This window comes from Streptomyces sp. SID5910 (assembly GCF_009862125.1).
Lineage (GTDB): Bacteria > Actinomycetota > Actinomycetes > Streptomycetales > Streptomycetaceae > Streptomyces.
This window is the reverse complement of sequence record NZ_WWHX01000615.1, coordinates 1-15,823: the sequence shown is the minus strand read 5'-3', so window position 1 is coordinate 15,823 and position 15,823 is coordinate 1. Positions and strand designations below refer to the sequence as shown.

Here is a 15,823-nt window from a genome sequence, read left to right as displayed (position 1 = left end):
TCGCTGCTGGACGACGACCCCGCAGCCCGAGGCCGCCGCGATCTCGTTCAGGGACGCGGCCAGGCCCCCGCGCGTCGGGTCCCGCAGGACGTGCAGGTCCGGGGTGACGTTCAGCATCGCCTCGACGAGCCCGCCGAGCGGCGCGCAGTCGCTGACGACGTCCGCCTCGAAGCCCAGGTTCTCCCGCTCGCTCATGATGGCCATGCCGTGGGCGCCGATGGCGCCGCTGACCAGCACGACGTCGCCGGGCACCACGCGCCGCGGGTCCAGCTCGACCCCGGCGGGGACCAGCCCGATCCCGGAGGTGTTGATGTAGACGCCGTCGCCGTGCCCAGCCTCCACGACCTTGGTGTCCCCGGTCACCACCCGCACCCCGGCCGCGCGGGCGGCGGCCCCGAGCGCCTCGGCCACCCGGGACACGGTGTCGATCTCGACGCCCTCCTCCAGGATGAGCCCGCACGAGAGGAACGCCGGGCGCGCACCGCTCATCGCGAGGTCGTTGACCGTGCCGTTGACGGCCAGGTCGCCGATGCTGCCGCCGGGGAAGAACAGCGGCCGCACCACGAACGAGTCGGTGGAGAAGGCCAGTCGGGCGCCCCCGAGCTCCAGCACGGCGGAGTCGGTCAGCGCGGCGGGCACCGCCGAACCGAGTCCCGGCAGGACGACCTGCTCGACCAGCTCGGCGGACATCGCGCCGCCCCCGCCGTGGCCCATCACCACCCGCGCCCGCTCGCGCAGCGGCGCGGGGCAGGTCAGGGCGAACATGTCCGGTGCCGCGGTGGTGTCAGACAACGCTGCTGTCCTCCAGGATCGGGGCGGACGGTGCCGTGCGGGCCGGCAGGTCGAGGCGCCGGTACAGGTAGTACGCGGCGCACGCGCCCTCGCTGGAGACCATGGTGGCGCCGAGCGGGGTGCGCGGCGTGCAGGTCGTGCCGAAGGCCTCGCACTCGTGGGGCTTGAGCAGCCCTTGCAGCACCTCACCGCTGCGGCACTCGGCCGGCTCGCGGGTGGTGATGTCCCCGACCTGGAAGCGGTGTTCGGCGTCGTGGTCCCGGTAGCGGGAGGACAGCCGCCAGCCGCTCGCCGGGATGACGCCGATGCCGCGCCACGACCGGTCGGTGACCTCGAAGACGTCGTCCAGCATCGCCCGCGCGGCTGGGTTGCCCTCCGCGCGCACCGCCCGCGGATACGCGTTGTCGACGGTGTGCTCGCCGCGTTCCAGCTGCCGCACGGTGCGCCGTACGCCCTCCAGGATGTCCAGCGGCTCGAACCCGGTCACCACGATGGGCACCCCGAACCGCTCCGCCAGGCCCGGATACTCGTCCGTCCCCATCACGCTGCACACGTGCCCGGCCGCCAGGAAGCCCTGCACCCGGCAGTCAGGCGACTGCATGATCGCCTCGATCGCGGGCGGCACCCGCACATGCGAGACCAGCAGGCTGAAGTTGCGGATGCCGCGCTTGCGGGCCTGGTACACCGTCATCGCGTTGGGCGGGGCGGTCGTCTCGAAACCGATGCCGAAGAACACGACCTCCCGGTCCGGGTTCTCCTCCGCGATGCGCAGCGCGTCCAGCGGCGAGTACACGACGCGGACGTCGCCGCCCTCGCCGCGCACCTGGAACAGGTCGCGGCCGGTGCCCGGCACCCGCAGCATGTCGCCGAAGGAGCAGAAGATCACCTCCGGCCGGGACGCGATCGCCAGCGCCTTGTCGATGACGTCCAGTGGGGTCACACACACCGGGCACCCCGGCCCGTGAATCAACTCCACTTCATCGGGCAGGAGTTGGTCGATGCCGTGCCGGATGATCGTGTGGGTCTGACCGCCGCACACCTCCATCAGCGCCCACGGCCTGGTCACCGTCGACCTGATGTCGTCGAGCAGCCGCGCCGCCAGCTCCGGGTCCTGGAACTCCTCGATGTACTTCACCGTCCGACCTCCCCGGCCGCCTGCTCCCACGGATCTCCGAACTCCTCCTGGAGCATGCCGAGGTTCTCGAACAGCTCCAGCGTCCTGCGGGCGGACTCCTCGTCCAGCCGCTGAAGGGCGAACCCCACGTGGACGATGGCGTACTCGCCGACCTGGAGGTCCGGCAGATACTCCAGGCACACCTCCTTGACGACCCCGCCGAAGTCGACGGTGGCCATCCGGGTGCCGTCCCGTTCCTCCACACCCAGCACTCTGCCGGGTACCGCCAGGCACATGCGTGTCTCCTCACTTGTCGTACGGAGGGCCCGCGCCCCGTCACCCGTGGCCGGCTCCGGTGCGTGCGGCCACGACGAGCTGGCCCAGGGCCAGACCGCCGTCGTTGGGCGGCACCTCGCGGTGACGCAGCACGGTGAAGCCGTCCTCGCGCAGCCCGCGTGCGCAGGCCGAGGACAGCAGCGTGTTGGCGAACACCCCGCCGCTCAGCGCCACCGTCTCCAGTCCGCAGGCGTCGCGGGCGGCCGAGCACACCTCGCGCACGAGCCGGGCGACCGCCAGATGGAACCGCGCGGCGACGACCGCCCGGGGCACGCCCCGCCGCACGTCCGCCAGGACGGCCGCCAGCAGCGGCCCGGGGTCGGCGGTCAGCAGGCCTGCGCCGGAACCCGGTTGCCCGGCGAGACGCAGGGCGTACCGCGGGTCCTCGGCCACGTCACCGGCCGACACGGCCGCGGCCTCCAGCTCGATCGCGGCCTGCGCCTCGTAGCTCGCGTAGTGGCAGACGCCCGCCAGGGACGACACCGCGTCGAAGAGCCGCCCCATGCTGGACGTGGGCACGCACGCCACTCCCCGCGCCAACTGGGCGTCCAGCACACGCCGTTCGGCGGGCGGGCAGGCGATGGAGCAGGGCAGGCCGGAGTCCGCGGCCAGACCGGCCGCGTGCAGGTGGGCGAGGGCCATGCGGTACGGGCGCCGCACCGCCGCGTCCCCGCCGGGCAGCGGCACGTAGGCGAGGTGGGCGAAGCGGCGGTAGCCCGCGTAGTCCGCGAGCAGGAACTCGCCGCCCCACACGGCACCGTCGTCACCGTGCCCGGTGCCGTCGAAGGCGACCCCGATCACCCGCTCCCCGTCCGCCACCCGGTGCTCGGCGAGCAGGGCGGCGATGTGCGCGTGATGGTGCTGGACGGCGACCAGACGGCGGCCGTCCGCATGGCGCCGGGCCCAGGCGGCCGACCGGTACGCGGGATGCGTGTCGGCGGCGAGCAGGACCGGGCGCACACCGGTGACGGACTCCAACTGCCGCTCGGCGCGCTCGAAGGCCCCCTGCGTGGCCAGGTCGTCCATGTCACCGACGTGGGCGGAGAGCCACGCCTTGTCGCCCTCGCCCAGGCAGAAGACGTTCTTCAGGTCACCGCCCACCGCGAGCGTCGGCGGCACCGGAACGGGCAGCGTGAGGGGCAGCGGCGCGTATCCGCGCGAGCGGCGCAGGACCAGGGGTTCGCCGTCGCAGACGCGGACCACCGAGTCGTCGCACGGGACGTGGATCGGCCGGTCGTGCGTGAGCCACGCGTCGGCCAGCGGTGCCAGCCGCTCCAGGGCCTGCCCGTCGTCCGTGACGATGGGCTCCCCGGACAGATTGCCGCTGGTCATCACCAGCAGGCCGGGCCCCCGGCCGTCGTCCTGGAGCAGCAGATGGTGCACGGGCGTGTACGGCAGCATGACCCCGAGGTCGGGGCTGCCCGGCGCGACGGCGCCGGCGGGGACCGGCGCGCCGGGCGCCTGCCGCGAGCCGGTACGCCGGCGCAGCAGGACGACCGGCCGCTCCCGCCCGGTGAGCAACTCCCGCTCCACGGGCCCGAGGTGGACCAGGTGCTCGATGTCGCGGACGTCCCGGGCCATCAGCGCGAACGGCTTGTCCCCGCGGGCCTTGCGGCGGCGCAGTTCGACGACCGTGTCCGCGCGCGTCGCGTCGCAGGCGAGGTGGTAGCCGCCCACGCCCTTGACGGCGACGATCGCGCCCGAGGCGAGCAGGCGCCGGGCCTCGGCGACGGGGTCGCCGTCCGCGGTCGCGCCGTCCGCGGTGACCAGCCGCAGCCGCGGGCCGCAGCCGGGGCAGGCCACCGGCTGCGCGTGGAAGCGCCGGTCGGCCGGGTCGTGGTACTCGCGGTCGCACGCGGGACACAGCGGGAAGTCCGCCATCGTGGTGTGTGCCCGGTCGTACGGCAGGCCCGTGACGATGGTGAAGCGCGGTCCGCAGTGCGTGCAGGTGATGAACGGATGCCGGTGGCGCCGGTCGGCCGGATCGGCCAGCTCGGCCAGGCAGTCGTCGCAGGTGGCGGTGTCGGGCGCCACGAGCGTACGCACCGGCCCGTCGGCGCGTGAGGGGACGATGCGGAAGCCGCTCTCGCCGGCGACGACCGGCAGCTCGCCCGCCTCGACGGACTCCACCACGGCGAGTGGCGGCGCCTCCGCGGCCAGCCGCGCACGGAACCGGTCGACGGCCCCCGCCGCTCCCTGCACCTCGACCACGACGCCGTCGCCCGTGTTGGTGACGTGCCCGGCGAGCCCCGACTCGACGGCGAGCCCGTAGACGAACGGCCGGAAGCCCACGCCCTGCACCACGCCCCGGACCACCACCCTGGCCCGCCGCACCGGCGGTGCGGCCGACGGTGCGGCCGTCGGTGACGCGGCGAGGCCGGGGGCGGTGCTCACGCCTCGGCCCTGGCCATCACCGGTGCGTGGACGGCGTTCCCCTCGGCCGCCGCGAGGGCCCGGTCGACCAGCACACCCGCGCCCTCCCCGGTGCGTACGGAGCTGAGGACGACGTCCACGCCGGGGTTGACCTGCTGCACATGGGCGCGGAAGGCGTCCTCGTCGAACTCGGCGGGCCCCGCGAGGTCGGACTTGGTGACGACGACCAACTGGGCCAGGCCGAAGGCGGTGGGGTACTTCAGGGGCTTGTCCTCGCCCTCCGTCACGGACGCCAGGACCACCCGCAGCGCCTCGCCGAGGTCGTAGGAGGCGGGGCATACCAGGTTGCCGACGTTCTCCACGAACAGCAGGCGGGTGTCCTCGGGCAGCCAGTCGTGCAGGTGCCCGGCGAGCATGTCCGCCTCCAGATGGCACAGCCCGTCGGTGAGGACCTGCTTGACGGGGACGCCGGAACGGGCCAGCCGGGTCGCGTCGTTCTCGGTCGCGAGGTCCGCGGTGAGCGCGGCGGCGGCGACCCCGCGCTCGCGGGCCAGCAGCAGTTCGCGCTCCAGCAGGGCGGTCTTGCCGCTGCCGGGGCTGGACAGGAGGTTGATCAACGTCGTTCCGCGCGCGGTGAGTTCGGTGCGCAGGATGCCGGCCGCCATCGAGTTCTTGGCGAGCACGGCCTGCCGGAGGTCGACTGTGCGGCACATCGTCAGTTCTCCTCACGAGAGGGGGCGGGAGCGGTCGCGGGCTGCGGGGCCCAGCTCACTTCGGTGATCCTCAGCTCACGCCCCGCCAGCAGTTCGGTGGCCGCCCCGCGGCACCCGGCGCAGAGCAGGTCGGGCGGCATGCCGGTGTCCCAGGTCCGCCCGCACGGGGCGCAGGAGGCCCGGCCGGGCACCGTACGGGCGACGAGTTCGGCCCCTTCGAGGACCGTCCCGGCGCAGGCGAGTCCGAAGCAGAAGGTGAGGGAGTCGGAGACCACGCCGGCGAGTTCGCCCACGTCCAGGCAGACGCGGCGCACGCCCCGCGCGCTCCGGGCCTGGGCCGCCTCCGCCACCTGGTCCACGACCGCGAGGGCGACGGACATCTCGTGCATCGCGTCTCCGTCCTGGGCCGGGCAGGTGTCTTGCCGCCGCCCATTACAGGCAGGGTCGGAAGACGGCGCCGACCGGCGCGCCGCGCCCCCGCGGACGGACAACCCGATCGGTGCACGCGGGCCCGGCGCGGCCTCGGGGCCCGTGTCACATCCGGCGGATACGCAGATAACGCCGGAGGTCCGGCCAGAGGTTGGCGACGATCAGGCCCAGCGCGGTGGCGGTGAGGGCGGCGGCGGTGCCGCCGACGAGCTGCTTGTTCATGGCGCTCTCCGTGGACGTGGAGTGGGTGAGGGGTGGGGCGCTCGTGGCAGTTGGCGGCCGGCTCACTGGACGGCGGCCTCGTCACGGACCAGTTCGCCGACCAGGCGCACCGCCTCGGGAACGGCGGCCGCCACCCGCGGGCTGAGGCCGATGCCCTCCTCGACGGTGGCGGGTTCGCAGCCCACCACCAGGGTGCGCCGCGGGGGCGACGCACCGGTGCCGGCGCACAGGGTGTCCAGCAGGGCGAGGACGGCGTCGGGGGTCATGCGGTGACCGTCCAGCGGGACGCCCCCCTCCGCCGGCCGGCGGTCGTCGGGGTCCGTCGCGTCAATCACGTACAGGGTGCCGGGTTCGCCGCCCCGCGCGGTGGCGTCGAGGAGGACGAGCGTGTCGTACCCGTCCAGGACCCGGTAGGCGAGGTGGACGCCGCGGATGCCGATGTCGGCGACCTCGACACCCTCGGGCAGGTCGCCCCGGACGGCCAGGGCCGCGGCCGCCTCCACGCCGAAGCCGTCGTCGCCGAGGAACACGTTGCCCACCCCGGCGACCAGCGTGCGCGGGGCTGCGGGGCCGGTGGTGTTCACGCGTCCTCCTCGACGCCCGCGACCGTGACCTCGTCGGGCTGGAAGTAGAGATAGCGGCCCTGCTCGCGCCGGATGTCGGCGCCCGGGTCGTCCTCGACGGTGACGGCGATGTGCACGCCGCCGTCGACGTCGTGCAGCACGGCCTCCACCAGGGCCGCCCGGCCGTCGAGGAACAGGTCCTGCGCGTCGGTGTGGCGCAGCCGGGGCCGCAGGACGACACGGCAGCCCGCGCGCACCGGCCGCCCGTCGACCAGGACGTGGTCGTGGTCCGGGTCGACGGAGGAGTCCGCGCCCGGGTCCCACCACGGGGTGTCGGGGCGGACGAAGCCGGCCGGGCCCGCCCCGTCGAACGCGGCGCCGGGCTCGTCACGGGAGGGCTCGGAGAACACCGGCGGACCGAGGCCGGCCGCGCCGGGTTCCGTCACCTCGCGCAGGCCGCGTACCGCGCCGTGCAGGCGTTCCAGGATCTCCGCCGGCATCGAGTCGGCCAGCTCGATCACCGCGGCGGCCCGGTCGTCGGTGCCCCTGGCCTCGCGTTTCTCCTCGTCGGTGAGGGCGGCGGTGCGCAGTGCGAGGATCTCGTCGATCTCCGTGGCGTCGTACAGGGCGCCGGGGCTCTCCGGGGCGATCGCCGGGTGGTCCTCCAGGATGATCGGCGAGGACAGGACCAGGTCGCGCGAGCCGGGTTCGCCGGCCAGGACTGGCCAGGTGTGCTGGTTGCGGCAGCCCGCGACGGCAGGCCTGGCCCACTCGGGCGGGTCGGTCGGGGACAGGAAGTGCCCGGCGTCCAGGCGCAGCATGGTGTGCGCGGCGACCAGGGAGCGCAGCAGGGCCGCGTCCCGGTCGGCGCCCTCGGCGGGGACCCAGTCGCTGGTGTTCTCGACGACCACGCTCAGCCGCAGCGTGGCGTACGGGCCGTCCAGTTCGGTGGCGCACAGGCGCAGGGTGCCGCTGATCTCCTCACGGTGCCGCACGAGCCGCCCGACGAGCTGCCCGCCGGCGTCCGTGACCTGCTCGGTCTCCTCGGCCGCCGGCCGCGAGAAGGGCAGGGTGATGCCCGGTTCCGCCAGGTCCGCCACGGGCACGGCGACGCGGACCCGTTCCTCGTGACCCTCGTCCCAGGGCACCAGGACCCGGTCGTCCAGCCCGAGTTCCGGCACGGTCTCGAAACCGCCGTCGGGCAGCGCCCGTTGGACCGTGCGCCGCTGGGCGTGCAGGAAGCGGACCTCGACGGCGAGAGTCGCGCCGGCGCGGGGCTCCATCAGCAACTCGGTCCGCTGGCAGTCGTGTTCACCGGTGGCCGTGGTCCACGACGGTGGCACGAGGACGCCGAACTGCCAGCGCAGCCGGTTCTTGGCCGCCGACGCGCGGTACGGGTAGAGGACGTAGCCCTCGAACAGCACGGCGTCGGCGACGTGCCGGGCGACGTCGAGACGGGTCTCGGTGCCGGCGGTGAACGCCGTCAGGGCGGTCGTGGTCACGGTGTCCTCTCCCCGGCCGCGGCCAGCAGGTGTTCGACGGTCGCCTGCCACGAGGGCAGCGCCTGCCGGGACCGGTGGGCGAGCAGCGCGTCCATGGTGTCGCGGGGCAGCCGCAGCCAGCCGCAGCCCGGGAAGTGCTGGTCGACCATCTCCTGCCAGGTCTTCACCGGCATCCGGCAGCTCGCCTCCCGGTCCCAGGGCACCGGTTCCACGTGGAAGCCGCCGGCACCGGTGAACGCCGTACCGGAGAACAGCAGGAGCAGCGGCACCTCCCCGTCCTCCAGCGCGTGGAAGTACCGGGAGGAGGCGACGTCCATGTCGTAGGTGCACGGCACCGGCAGGTCGACCTCCGTCTCGCCGGTGAAGCCCTGCACCATCACCGGGACCTGGGCGAACTGCACGGGCAGGAGACTGCTGCCCCAGCGGGACCGCTCCCCGAACAGGTCGGTCAGCGCGTCCGCCTCGGTGTCCGCGTAGGTGCGCCGGGCCGGTTCGATACGGATCTGGCAGCGCAGGGCCAGGGCGTGCACCCGCGTCCCGGGGGAAGCGGTGACGCGCAGGCGGAACACCAGCGTGGGCCCGGCCGCGTACGGATCGGCGCGCACACCGGTGCAGGTGAAGGCGAACTCGGTCATCCGCGTACCACTCCCGGATCGGCGACGTGGCGGGCGTCGCGGGCCCGGTCGCGGACGTGAGCGAAGAAGGCGTCCAGGTCGGCGCGGGCCTCGGCGCCGCCGTCGAAGCCCTGCCAGCGCAGGCGCATGCGGCCCACCAGTTCGTAGCAGATGTCGACCGGCACCAGGTAGGACTCGACGGTGCCCTCGTGGCGGCGCAGCAGCAGTGCCTCCACGTCGGGTTCGAGGAGCTCGGCCAGCGGTGTGCCGCCCAGCACCGACTGCCAGGTCTCCTCCTCCAGTTCGCTCTCGGTCGCCCCGGCCGGGCTCGGGTACAGCGCGACCAGCCGGCCGAGCGCGGAGTTGCGGAAGAAGAAGGCGACGCCGACGGGGATGCCGAGCCGGTCCCAGGCCCGGTCGTCGACGCCGTGCGCGGGATCGCTCAGGTAGCGGCCGGGGACCGTGCGGAAGCGGCCGGTCGTCTCGCCCGAGCGGTCGAGCAACTGGGCGCACGGCTCGCAGGCGCAGGCCAGCGCCCGGTTCTCGACGTCCACGAGATGCCGGTGCCGTGCGCCGGACAGGGGCGCCGCGCACAGCTCGCAGCGCTCCTCGCGAGGCGGGCGCGGTGCCGTGAAGCGCGCCAGACCGGCACCGGTTCGGCCCGGGAGTCCCGGCGGCGTCCGCACGGCGCCGTGGTTCCCGGCGGTCACGGTGCCGTCGCCGACGGGCGGCCACCCGTGCGGGCGGTGCCGGGCGGGGCCGCGCCGATCTGGAACAGGGCGGGCTCGCGCACCGCGTCCTCCAGGGTCACCGACGTCACCTCCGGGGCGAAGCAGACCAGCACGTCCCGCGCCGCCTCCTCGACGGCCTCCCGCGTGGAGCCGCAGCCGCAGCCCGACGAGCCGGTGAGCCGCAGCCTCAGCTCACCCGACGCCGCGTCGAACCCGGCGTTCTCCAGGGGCTGTTGCACCCTGTCCAGGGCCTTGGCGATGCGGGCGACGACACCGTCCGGGTGCAGCCCGTGCAGCACCAGCAGGCTCGCCACCAGCTCGTCGTCGCCCAGCGCCGCCAGTGCCTTCCCGGCCGGCGCACGCCCCACCAGCTCCACGACGCGGGCGAGCCCGGCGCCGTAGAACTCCATGAGCACCCGCACCAGTTCCTCGGCGGCCTCGCTCGCGGCCCGGTCGCCGGAGGCGGTGAGCCGGTCGAGGACCTCCTCGACGCTGCGCCCCGCGGCCTCCGCGCTCACCGCGCCGCGCTCCGCCGTCCCGTGCGCGCCGGTCATCCGCCCAGGCCGCTCAGTCCGGTGGGCACGTGCATGCTCTTGACCGTCCTGCCGTCACCGACGTACATGTGCACCCCGCACGGCAGACAGGGGTCGAAGCTGCGCACGGCCCGCATGATGTCGATGCCCTTGAAGTTCTCCGGGGAGTTCTCCTCGAAGATCGGCGTGTTCTGCACCGCGTCCTCGTACGGCCCGGGCGTGCCGTACGTGTCGCGGGTGGAGGCGTTCCACGGGGTCGGCGGGTACGGGTGGTAGTTGGCGATCTTGCCGTCCCGGATGACCATGTGGTGGGAGAGGACGCCGCGCACCGCCTCGGTGAACCCGCAGCCGATGGACTCGTCCGGCACCTCGAACTTCTCCCAGGTCTGGGTGCGTCCGGCGCGGACCTCCTCCAGGCCCTTCTCCGCGCAGTGCAGCGCGATGGCGGCGGCGTACGCCTGGAAGTAGGTGCGCGCCCGGTTGCGCTCCAGGGCGTTGGACCACTTCGGGATCTTCCACTCGAAGGTGGTCTCCGGCTTGGTCAGCGTGCGCGGCAGGTTGATGACCACGCTGTGCCCGGTCGCCTTCACGTAGCCCACGTCGACGAGCCCCGACAGGGCGGTGGACCACAGGCGGGCGATGGGGCCGCCGCCGGTGTCGAGCGGCAGGTAGTCCTTGCCGTCGAACCAGCGCGGGGACATCACCCAGCTGTACTTGTCGTTGAAGTCCCGCTTCTGCGGCGCCGGGATGGTGTGCTGGTTCCACGGGTGGCGCGGATCCACCGGGTTGCCGAGCGGGTCGTGGGTGACGAAGGGCTCCTGCCGGCCCTCCCAGTCCTCGTAGTACGAGCTGCCCAGCAGGATGCGGATGCCGAGGTTGATCTCGGTGAGGTCGTTGGTGACCAGCTTGCCGTCCACGATCACGCCGGGGGTGACGAACATGCGTCGGCCCCAGTCGCTCATGTTGGCGTAGGTGAAGTCGCAGTACTCCGGGTCGTTGAGCGCGCCCCAGCAGCCGAGCAGCACCCGCCGGCGGCCGACCTCCTCGTAGCCCGGCAGGGCCTCGTAGAAGAAGTCGAACAGGTCGTCGTGGAGCGGCACGACGCGCTTCATGAACTCCACGTACCGCATGAGCCGCGACATGTAGTCCGTGAAGAGCTGCACCGAGCCGATCGTGCCGACGCCGCCCGGGTAGAGCGTGGAGGGGTGCACATGGCGGCCCTCCATCAGGCAGAACATCTCCCGCGTGTACCGGCTGACCTGGAGCGCCTCCCGGTAGAACTCGCCCTCCAGCGGGTTCAGCGAGCGCATGATGTCGGCGATGGTGCGGTAGCCGTGCTCGGCCGCGTGCGGCGCCTCGGTGCGCTCGGCGAGTTCGAGGACGCCCGGGTTGGTCTCGCGGACCATCTTCTCGCAGTAGTCGACCCCGACCAGGTTCTCCTGGAAGATGTTGTGGTCGAACATGTACTCCGCGGACTCGCCGAGGTTGATGATCCACTCGCCGAGGTGCGGCGGCTTCACGCCGTACGCCATGTTCTGCGCGTACACCGAGCAGGTGGCGTGGTTGTCACCGCAGATGCCGCAGATGCGGCTGGTGATGAAGTGAGCGTCGCGCGGGTCCTTGCCGCGCATGAAGACGCTGTAGCCGCGGAAGACCGACGAGGTGCTGTAGCACTCGGCGACCCGCTTCTGCTTGAAGTCGATCTTCGTGTGGATGCCGAGGCTGCCCACGATCCGGGTGATCGGGTCCCACGCCATCTCCACCAGACCGGTGCCGTCACCGGTCTTCGTCGAGGTCGCCATCGTCTGTGTGCTGCCCTTCGGTCGGTCGGGTCTGCGGGCTGTCGGGGAGAGGTCGGGGGCCGTCACCAGGGCGGCAGGGATCGGGGGGCCGTCACCAGGGCGGCCGGTAGCCGGTGGTGATCTCCCGGCCGGTGTGCCGCCACTTGGGCTCCTTGTCCACGGTCTTCGCCGTGAGGGACCGCAGCCGGCGGATCACCGCGCCGTAGGCGCCGCTGGCGGTGCTGGAGACCTTGCCGCCGGGCGGCTCGTCCATGAAGGGCATGAACTTGTCCGGGAAGCCGGGCATGGTGCACGCGATGCAGATGCCGCCCACGTTGGGACAGCCGCCGATGCCGTTCATCCACCCGCGCTTGGGCACGTTGCACTTCACCACCGGCCCCCAGCAGCCCAGCTTCACCAGGCACTTGGGGGAGTCGTACGTCGTGGCGAACTGGCCCTGCTCGTAGTAGCCGGCCCGGTCGCAGCCCTCGTGCACGGTCGCCCCGAACAGCCAGTTCGGGCGCAGCTTGTCGTCGAGCGGGATCATCGGCGCCGAACCGGCGGCCTGGTACAGCAGGTACGTCAGGGTCTCGGCGAAGTTGTCCGGCTGGATCGGACAGCCCGGCACGCACACGATCGGGATGCCGGCCGCCGACTTCCAGTCCCAGCCCAGGTAGTCGGGGACACCCATGGCGCCGGTCGGGTTGCCGGCCATGGCGTGGATGCCGCCGTACGTGGCGCAGGTGCCGATCGCGACGACCGCGAGGGCCTTGGGGGCGAGCCGGTCGATCCACTCGCTGGTGGTGATGGGCTGGCCGGTCTCCGGGTTGTCGCCGAAGCCGCACCAGTAGCCCTCCGGCTTGATCGACTCGTTCGGGATGGACCCCTCGATCACCAGCACGAACGGGTCGATCTCGCCGCGCTCGCCCTTGAAGAACCACTCGATGAACGTGTCCGCGCCGCCGACCGGCCCGCACTCGAAGTCGATCAGCGGCCAGTGCACGGCGATCTTCGGCAGACCGGGCAGCGCGCCGAGCGCGATCTCCTCGATGCTCGGCTGCATCGCGGCCGTCAGGGCGACGGAGTCACCGTCGCAACTCAGCCCGGCGTTGATCCAGAGAATGTGGATCGGGTTCTCGTCCGTGCCGATCGCGCCGGCCGTGTCCGGATCCTCGCTCGTGGCCGGGGACGCTGCGTTCATCAGGGCCTCCTGGGAGGAAGGGTCGGAGCCGGCGGACCGGCCCGTGGTTCCCGCTAAGCGTCGGCCACCTCGCCCGCCACCGCATGCGTGACGGACTGGGCGCCGGGGGCCGTCTGCTTGCGGACGAACGCCCGGCGGAGCGCGTGGTAGGGCGCGTCGGGGTCGAAGAAGATTCTCCGCATCCGGTCGAGTTCCCGCCCGCGGACCGCCGCCAGGGGTGTGACCGCCTCGCGCCGCTCGCTCTCCGCCTTCTTCGCGGCCAGCCGCGCCGGTGCGCCGGGGGAGCCCGCCCACCGTTCGGCCAGCCGGGTGACCTCGTCGGTGAAGCAGGCCGGCGCGCAGTCGACGACCCGGTCGACGAGGCCGATCTCCTGGGCGCGGGAGGCGCTGAGCGGCAGTGCCTCGCGGGTCAGCCGTTCGGCGGCCGGGGCGCCGACCCGGCGCGGCAGGCTGTACGTCCAGAACTCGGAGCCGTAGAGGCCCATGCGCCGGTAGTGCGGGTTGAGCACGGCCCCGGAACGGCACCACACCTCGTCGGCGGCCAGCGCCATCATGACGCCGCCGGCGGCCGCGTTGCCGCCGATGGCCGCCACCACCAGGCGGTCGGTGGTGGTCAGCACGGCCTCGACGAGGTCGTCGATGGCGTTGATGTTGGCCCACGACTCCGCCGCCGGGTCGGGGGCGGCCTCGATGACGCCGAGATGGATGCCGTTGGAGAAGAAGTCCCGGGCACCGCCCAGCACCAGGGCCGTGGTGGGCCGTTCGCAGGCGGCCCGGTAGGCGGCCAGCAGGCGCCGGCACTGGCCGGTGGACATCGCGCCGCCGGGGAACGAGAACGACACCACGCCCACCGGCCCCCGCTCCCGGTAGCGGATGTCCGACCACCCGGCGTCGCCGTCGGACGGCAGGACCGGCGCGGGCACCTCCGGCAGCGCGGGCAGGCGACCGCCGAGGGCGAGGGTGGCGGGCAGCTTGCAGGCGCGCGGCTCGCCCGGCCCGGTACGGGCTCGCAGCTCCGGGATCCACACGGCGCCGTCCCGGGTCGCCCGGCAGATGGCCCCGGCCCTCGTCGCCAGCACCTCACCCGGGCGCCCGCGCAGCAGCGGCTCCGGGTGGCCTCCGTGCAGGAACCATTCCGCGCCGAGCAGCTCGTCCAGGACGCCGGGCTGGGAGTCGGCGGCGCGCAGCTTGCGCAGGACCGTCTCGGTGGGGTCGTCGGACCACGCGATGCGCCGGGTGGCCTGGCGCATCGGCGGGCGGGTGCGGGCGCCCGGCGCGCTCGCCAGGGTGCGCTGGTCGAGCGGGGCGTACGTGCCGGACGCGAAGCGCTCCACGGCCGTCAGGGCCGCGTCGACCGCCGCGTCGGCCAGCTCGTTGCGGTACAGGTCGCTCTTGCCGACCGCCGGCACGCGCACGCGGGCCGTCGCCCACACGGGCCCCGCGTCCATCTCCTCCTCAGCCTGCAACACGGTCACGCCCCACTCGTCGGCGCCCTCCAGGAGCGCCCAGTCCAGCGAGGAGGGCCCTCGGTCGCCGACGGGCCCCGGGTGGACGATCAGGCAGGTCCGCGTCTCCCACACGTCGCGGGGGACGACGGTCCGCAGCATCGGGGCCAGCACCAGGTCGGGGGAGTGGCGGACGACCGCGTCGCGCACGTCCTCGCCGCGCGGCGTCACCTCGACGGCGACGGTGTGCGCGCGGTCGCGCAGCTCGGCGTGCAGGCGTTGCGCGAGGCTGTTGTAGGCACTGGCGACGAGCAGGATGCGCATGACGTACCTTCCGGGGGGACCGGGGTCATCGGCGGGGTGCGACCGGCTGCCAGAGATGGTGGCGCACGCCGGCGCCCAGCCGTCGACATGAATCCCGCTCGCCACTCGAAAGGGTGGCGGTCTCGGCCACCTGGAAGGCGGGGGCACCACCGCCGGGCTGGGCATCACCACCACTGGTCCCGGAATGACCGCTTTGCCGCGAAGTGGGAGAATTGACCTGTCGAGGGTGCGGAGCGACGCGCCCTCCCGAACAGCGGACAGGTGGGTCGCGCATGTCCAAGGAGCACGAATCGGCGAAGCGGTCGGAGGACCGTGGGCCCAGCCGCCACCAGGGCTCGGAGCATCACGGCTGGTCCCCGGACGTGGACGAGACACACCGGCAGGACAACCCCAGCGCCCGCCGCTCCTTCCACCCGGAGGAACACGCGGGACCCGCCGGCCCCGGCCGCAAGCGGGCACGGGAGGAGAGCGAGCCGGTCCCCGGGGACGTCGCGCGCAGCGACGCGCAGCGGGGCGAGGAGTACGGCGGCAAGCCGGAGAAGGGCATGCGGGACACCGAACGCAGGGGCCGCTCCGGCCGTCCCAGCGGCACCAAGGACGACTCCGCGTTCACCGGCGTCGACCCGGACGGCCCGGGCGAGGAACGCCGGCCCGGCTGAGTCCCGCGGGAACGGTCAGGCCCCGGAGACCGCGACGAAGGCGGCCCGGCAGTCCTCGCTTCGGGGCCGGGCGGCGGCGAGGTCGGTGTAGGTTAGGTTAGGCAAACCTAACCACCTGACCTCCGGGAGGATCCGGATGCGTCGTACCCCCCTGCGTGCCGGCGAGCCGACCGCCGCCGAACGCGCCCGCTCGATCCTGGCCGCCGCCCACTCGATGACCGTGGTCACGGACGGCCGGCACACCGAGGTCCGGCGCCTCGACGGTGCCGGGGTCATGGGCCACGTCCACCTGCACGCGCCGTTCGAGGGCCCGGGCACCCCGCCGGGCGGCCGGGTGCCGATCCGCCTGGAACTCACCGACGTCGCCCCCACGCCCGTACGCGACCGGCTGCGCGCCCGCGTCACGCTCACCGGGCTGCTGGCCGCGCCGTACGACCCCGAGTCCGCCGAGAGTACGTGCATGGAGTTCGGGCAGTGCGTCCTGGAGGACG

16 protein-coding genes and 1 pseudogene are annotated in these 15,823 nt (G+C 73.6%); 2 read left to right on the top strand and 15 right to left on the bottom strand.

The genetic code is table 11. From position 1 onward, the window contains the following. The 15 genes from hypE to GTW67_RS21515 all read right to left on the bottom strand — a co-directional run. A partial coding sequence (gene hypE, locus GTW67_RS21580) for a hydrogenase expression/formation protein HypE (RefSeq protein WP_161166446.1) occupies positions 1-792 on the bottom strand: 792 nt, incomplete at its 3' end. Beyond that, positions 785-1,927, bottom strand: coding sequence for a hydrogenase formation protein HypD (gene hypD / locus GTW67_RS21575; RefSeq protein WP_161166445.1), 1,143 nt, complete (start codon positions 1,925-1,927; stop codon positions 785-787). The genes hypD and hypE, both read right to left, overlap by 8 nt. Continuing rightward, positions 1,924-2,202 carry a HypC/HybG/HupF family hydrogenase formation chaperone gene (locus tag GTW67_RS21570; protein WP_161166444.1) on the bottom strand — a complete coding sequence of 93 codons (279 nt, stop codon included), beginning with the start codon at positions 2,200-2,202 and terminating at the stop codon, positions 1,924-1,926. The genes hypD and GTW67_RS21570 overlap by 4 nt, the downstream gene beginning before the upstream one ends. Positions 2,203-2,242: 40 nt before the next feature. Next, complete coding sequence (hypF, locus tag GTW67_RS21565; RefSeq protein ID WP_161166443.1) at positions 2,243-4,636, bottom strand: carbamoyltransferase HypF; 2,394 nt, start codon at positions 4,634-4,636, stop codon at positions 2,243-2,245. After that, positions 4,633-5,328, bottom strand: a complete 696-nt coding sequence (gene hypB / locus GTW67_RS21560) for a hydrogenase nickel incorporation protein HypB (protein ID WP_161166442.1) — start codon at positions 5,326-5,328, stop codon at positions 4,633-4,635. Before hypB ends, hypF begins: the two co-directional genes overlap by 4 nt. Positions 5,329-5,330: 2 nt before the next feature. Further along, positions 5,331-5,717, bottom strand: a complete 387-nt coding sequence (locus GTW67_RS21555; protein WP_161166441.1) for a hydrogenase maturation nickel metallochaperone HypA/HybF — start codon at positions 5,715-5,717, stop codon at positions 5,331-5,333. Positions 5,718-5,862: 145 nt separating this feature from the next. After that, on the bottom strand, positions 5,863-5,979 hold the full coding sequence (locus GTW67_RS38605) for a DUF6893 family small protein (RefSeq protein WP_524539807.1): 117 nt from the start codon (positions 5,977-5,979) through the stop codon (positions 5,863-5,865). 62 nt (positions 5,980-6,041) lie between these two features. After that, positions 6,042-6,563 carry a hydrogenase maturation protease gene (locus tag GTW67_RS21550; RefSeq protein ID WP_161166440.1) on the bottom strand — a complete coding sequence of 174 codons (522 nt, stop codon included), beginning with the start codon at positions 6,561-6,563 and terminating at the stop codon, positions 6,042-6,044. After that, positions 6,560-8,044 (bottom strand): hypothetical protein, encoded by a 1,485-nt coding sequence (locus GTW67_RS21545; RefSeq protein WP_346010712.1) that lies wholly within the window; start codon positions 8,042-8,044, stop codon positions 6,560-6,562. The genes GTW67_RS21550 and GTW67_RS21545 overlap by 4 nt, the downstream gene beginning before the upstream one ends. After that, positions 8,041-8,679: a DUF6084 family protein gene (locus GTW67_RS21540; protein ID WP_161166439.1), complete on the bottom strand. Its 639-nt coding sequence runs from the start codon at positions 8,677-8,679 to the stop codon at positions 8,041-8,043. The genes GTW67_RS21545 and GTW67_RS21540 overlap by 4 nt, the downstream gene beginning before the upstream one ends. Then, a complete protein-coding gene (locus tag GTW67_RS21535; RefSeq protein WP_524539806.1) occupies positions 8,676-9,368 on the bottom strand; it encodes a DUF5947 family protein in 693 nt (230 codons plus the stop codon). Before GTW67_RS21535 ends, GTW67_RS21540 begins: the two co-directional genes overlap by 4 nt. Then, positions 9,365-9,943: a NifU-related iron-sulfur-binding protein gene (locus GTW67_RS21530; protein WP_161166438.1), complete on the bottom strand. Its 579-nt coding sequence runs from the start codon at positions 9,941-9,943 to the stop codon at positions 9,365-9,367. Before GTW67_RS21530 ends, GTW67_RS21535 begins: the two co-directional genes overlap by 4 nt. Beyond that, positions 9,940-11,724, bottom strand: a complete 1,785-nt coding sequence (locus GTW67_RS21525; protein ID WP_161166437.1) for a nickel-dependent hydrogenase large subunit — start codon at positions 11,722-11,724, stop codon at positions 9,940-9,942. The genes GTW67_RS21530 and GTW67_RS21525 overlap by 4 nt, the downstream gene beginning before the upstream one ends. A gap of 91 nt (positions 11,725-11,815) precedes the next feature. Next, on the bottom strand, positions 11,816-12,904 hold the full coding sequence (locus GTW67_RS21520; RefSeq protein ID WP_161166436.1) for an NADH-quinone oxidoreductase subunit B family protein: 1,089 nt from the start codon (positions 12,902-12,904) through the stop codon (positions 11,816-11,818). Between the two features lie 53 nt (positions 12,905-12,957). Then, positions 12,958-14,673, bottom strand: a complete 1,716-nt coding sequence (locus GTW67_RS21515) for an enoyl-CoA hydratase-related protein (protein WP_161166435.1) — start codon at positions 14,671-14,673, stop codon at positions 12,958-12,960. A gap of 272 nt (positions 14,674-14,945) precedes the next feature. On the opposite strand from GTW67_RS21515, the gene GTW67_RS21510 reads away from it, so the two are divergent. After that, the gene (locus GTW67_RS21510; protein ID WP_161166434.1) at positions 14,946-15,332 is read left to right on the top strand and encodes a hypothetical protein; all 387 of its coding nucleotides are present in this window, start codon (positions 14,946-14,948) and stop codon (positions 15,330-15,332) included. Between the two features lie 136 nt (positions 15,333-15,468). Beyond that, positions 15,469-15,823, top strand: a pseudogene (locus tag GTW67_RS21505) (DUF2470 domain-containing protein); the annotation flags it as partial.

Excerpts from the sequence above, each read along its gene's own strand:
- GTW67_RS38605 (WP_524539807.1), bottom strand. The coding sequence starts at position 5,979 with ATGAACAAGCAGCTCGTCGGCGGCACCGCCGCCGCCCTCACCGCCACC.
- GTW67_RS21540 (WP_161166439.1), bottom strand. The coding sequence starts at position 8,679 with ATGACCGAGTTCGCCTTCACCTGCACCGGTGTGCGCGCCGATCCGTAC.
- GTW67_RS21520 (WP_161166436.1), bottom strand. The coding sequence starts at position 12,904 with ATGAACGCAGCGTCCCCGGCCACGAGCGAGGATCCGGACACGGCCGGC.
- GTW67_RS21515 (WP_161166435.1), bottom strand. The coding sequence starts at position 14,673 with ATGCGCATCCTGCTCGTCGCCAGTGCCTACAACAGCCTCGCGCAACGC.
- GTW67_RS21530 (WP_161166438.1), bottom strand. The coding sequence starts at position 9,943 with ATGACCGGCGCGCACGGGACGGCGGAGCGCGGCGCGGTGAGCGCGGAG.
- GTW67_RS21510 (WP_161166434.1), top strand. The coding sequence starts at position 14,946 with ATGTCCAAGGAGCACGAATCGGCGAAGCGGTCGGAGGACCGTGGGCCC.
- hypB (WP_161166442.1), bottom strand. The coding sequence starts at position 5,328 with ATGTGCCGCACAGTCGACCTCCGGCAGGCCGTGCTCGCCAAGAACTCG.
- GTW67_RS21555 (WP_161166441.1), bottom strand. The coding sequence starts at position 5,717 with ATGCACGAGATGTCCGTCGCCCTCGCGGTCGTGGACCAGGTGGCGGAG.
- GTW67_RS21525 (WP_161166437.1), bottom strand. The coding sequence starts at position 11,724 with ATGGCGACCTCGACGAAGACCGGTGACGGCACCGGTCTGGTGGAGATG.
- GTW67_RS21570 (WP_161166444.1), bottom strand. The coding sequence starts at position 2,202 with ATGTGCCTGGCGGTACCCGGCAGAGTGCTGGGTGTGGAGGAACGGGAC.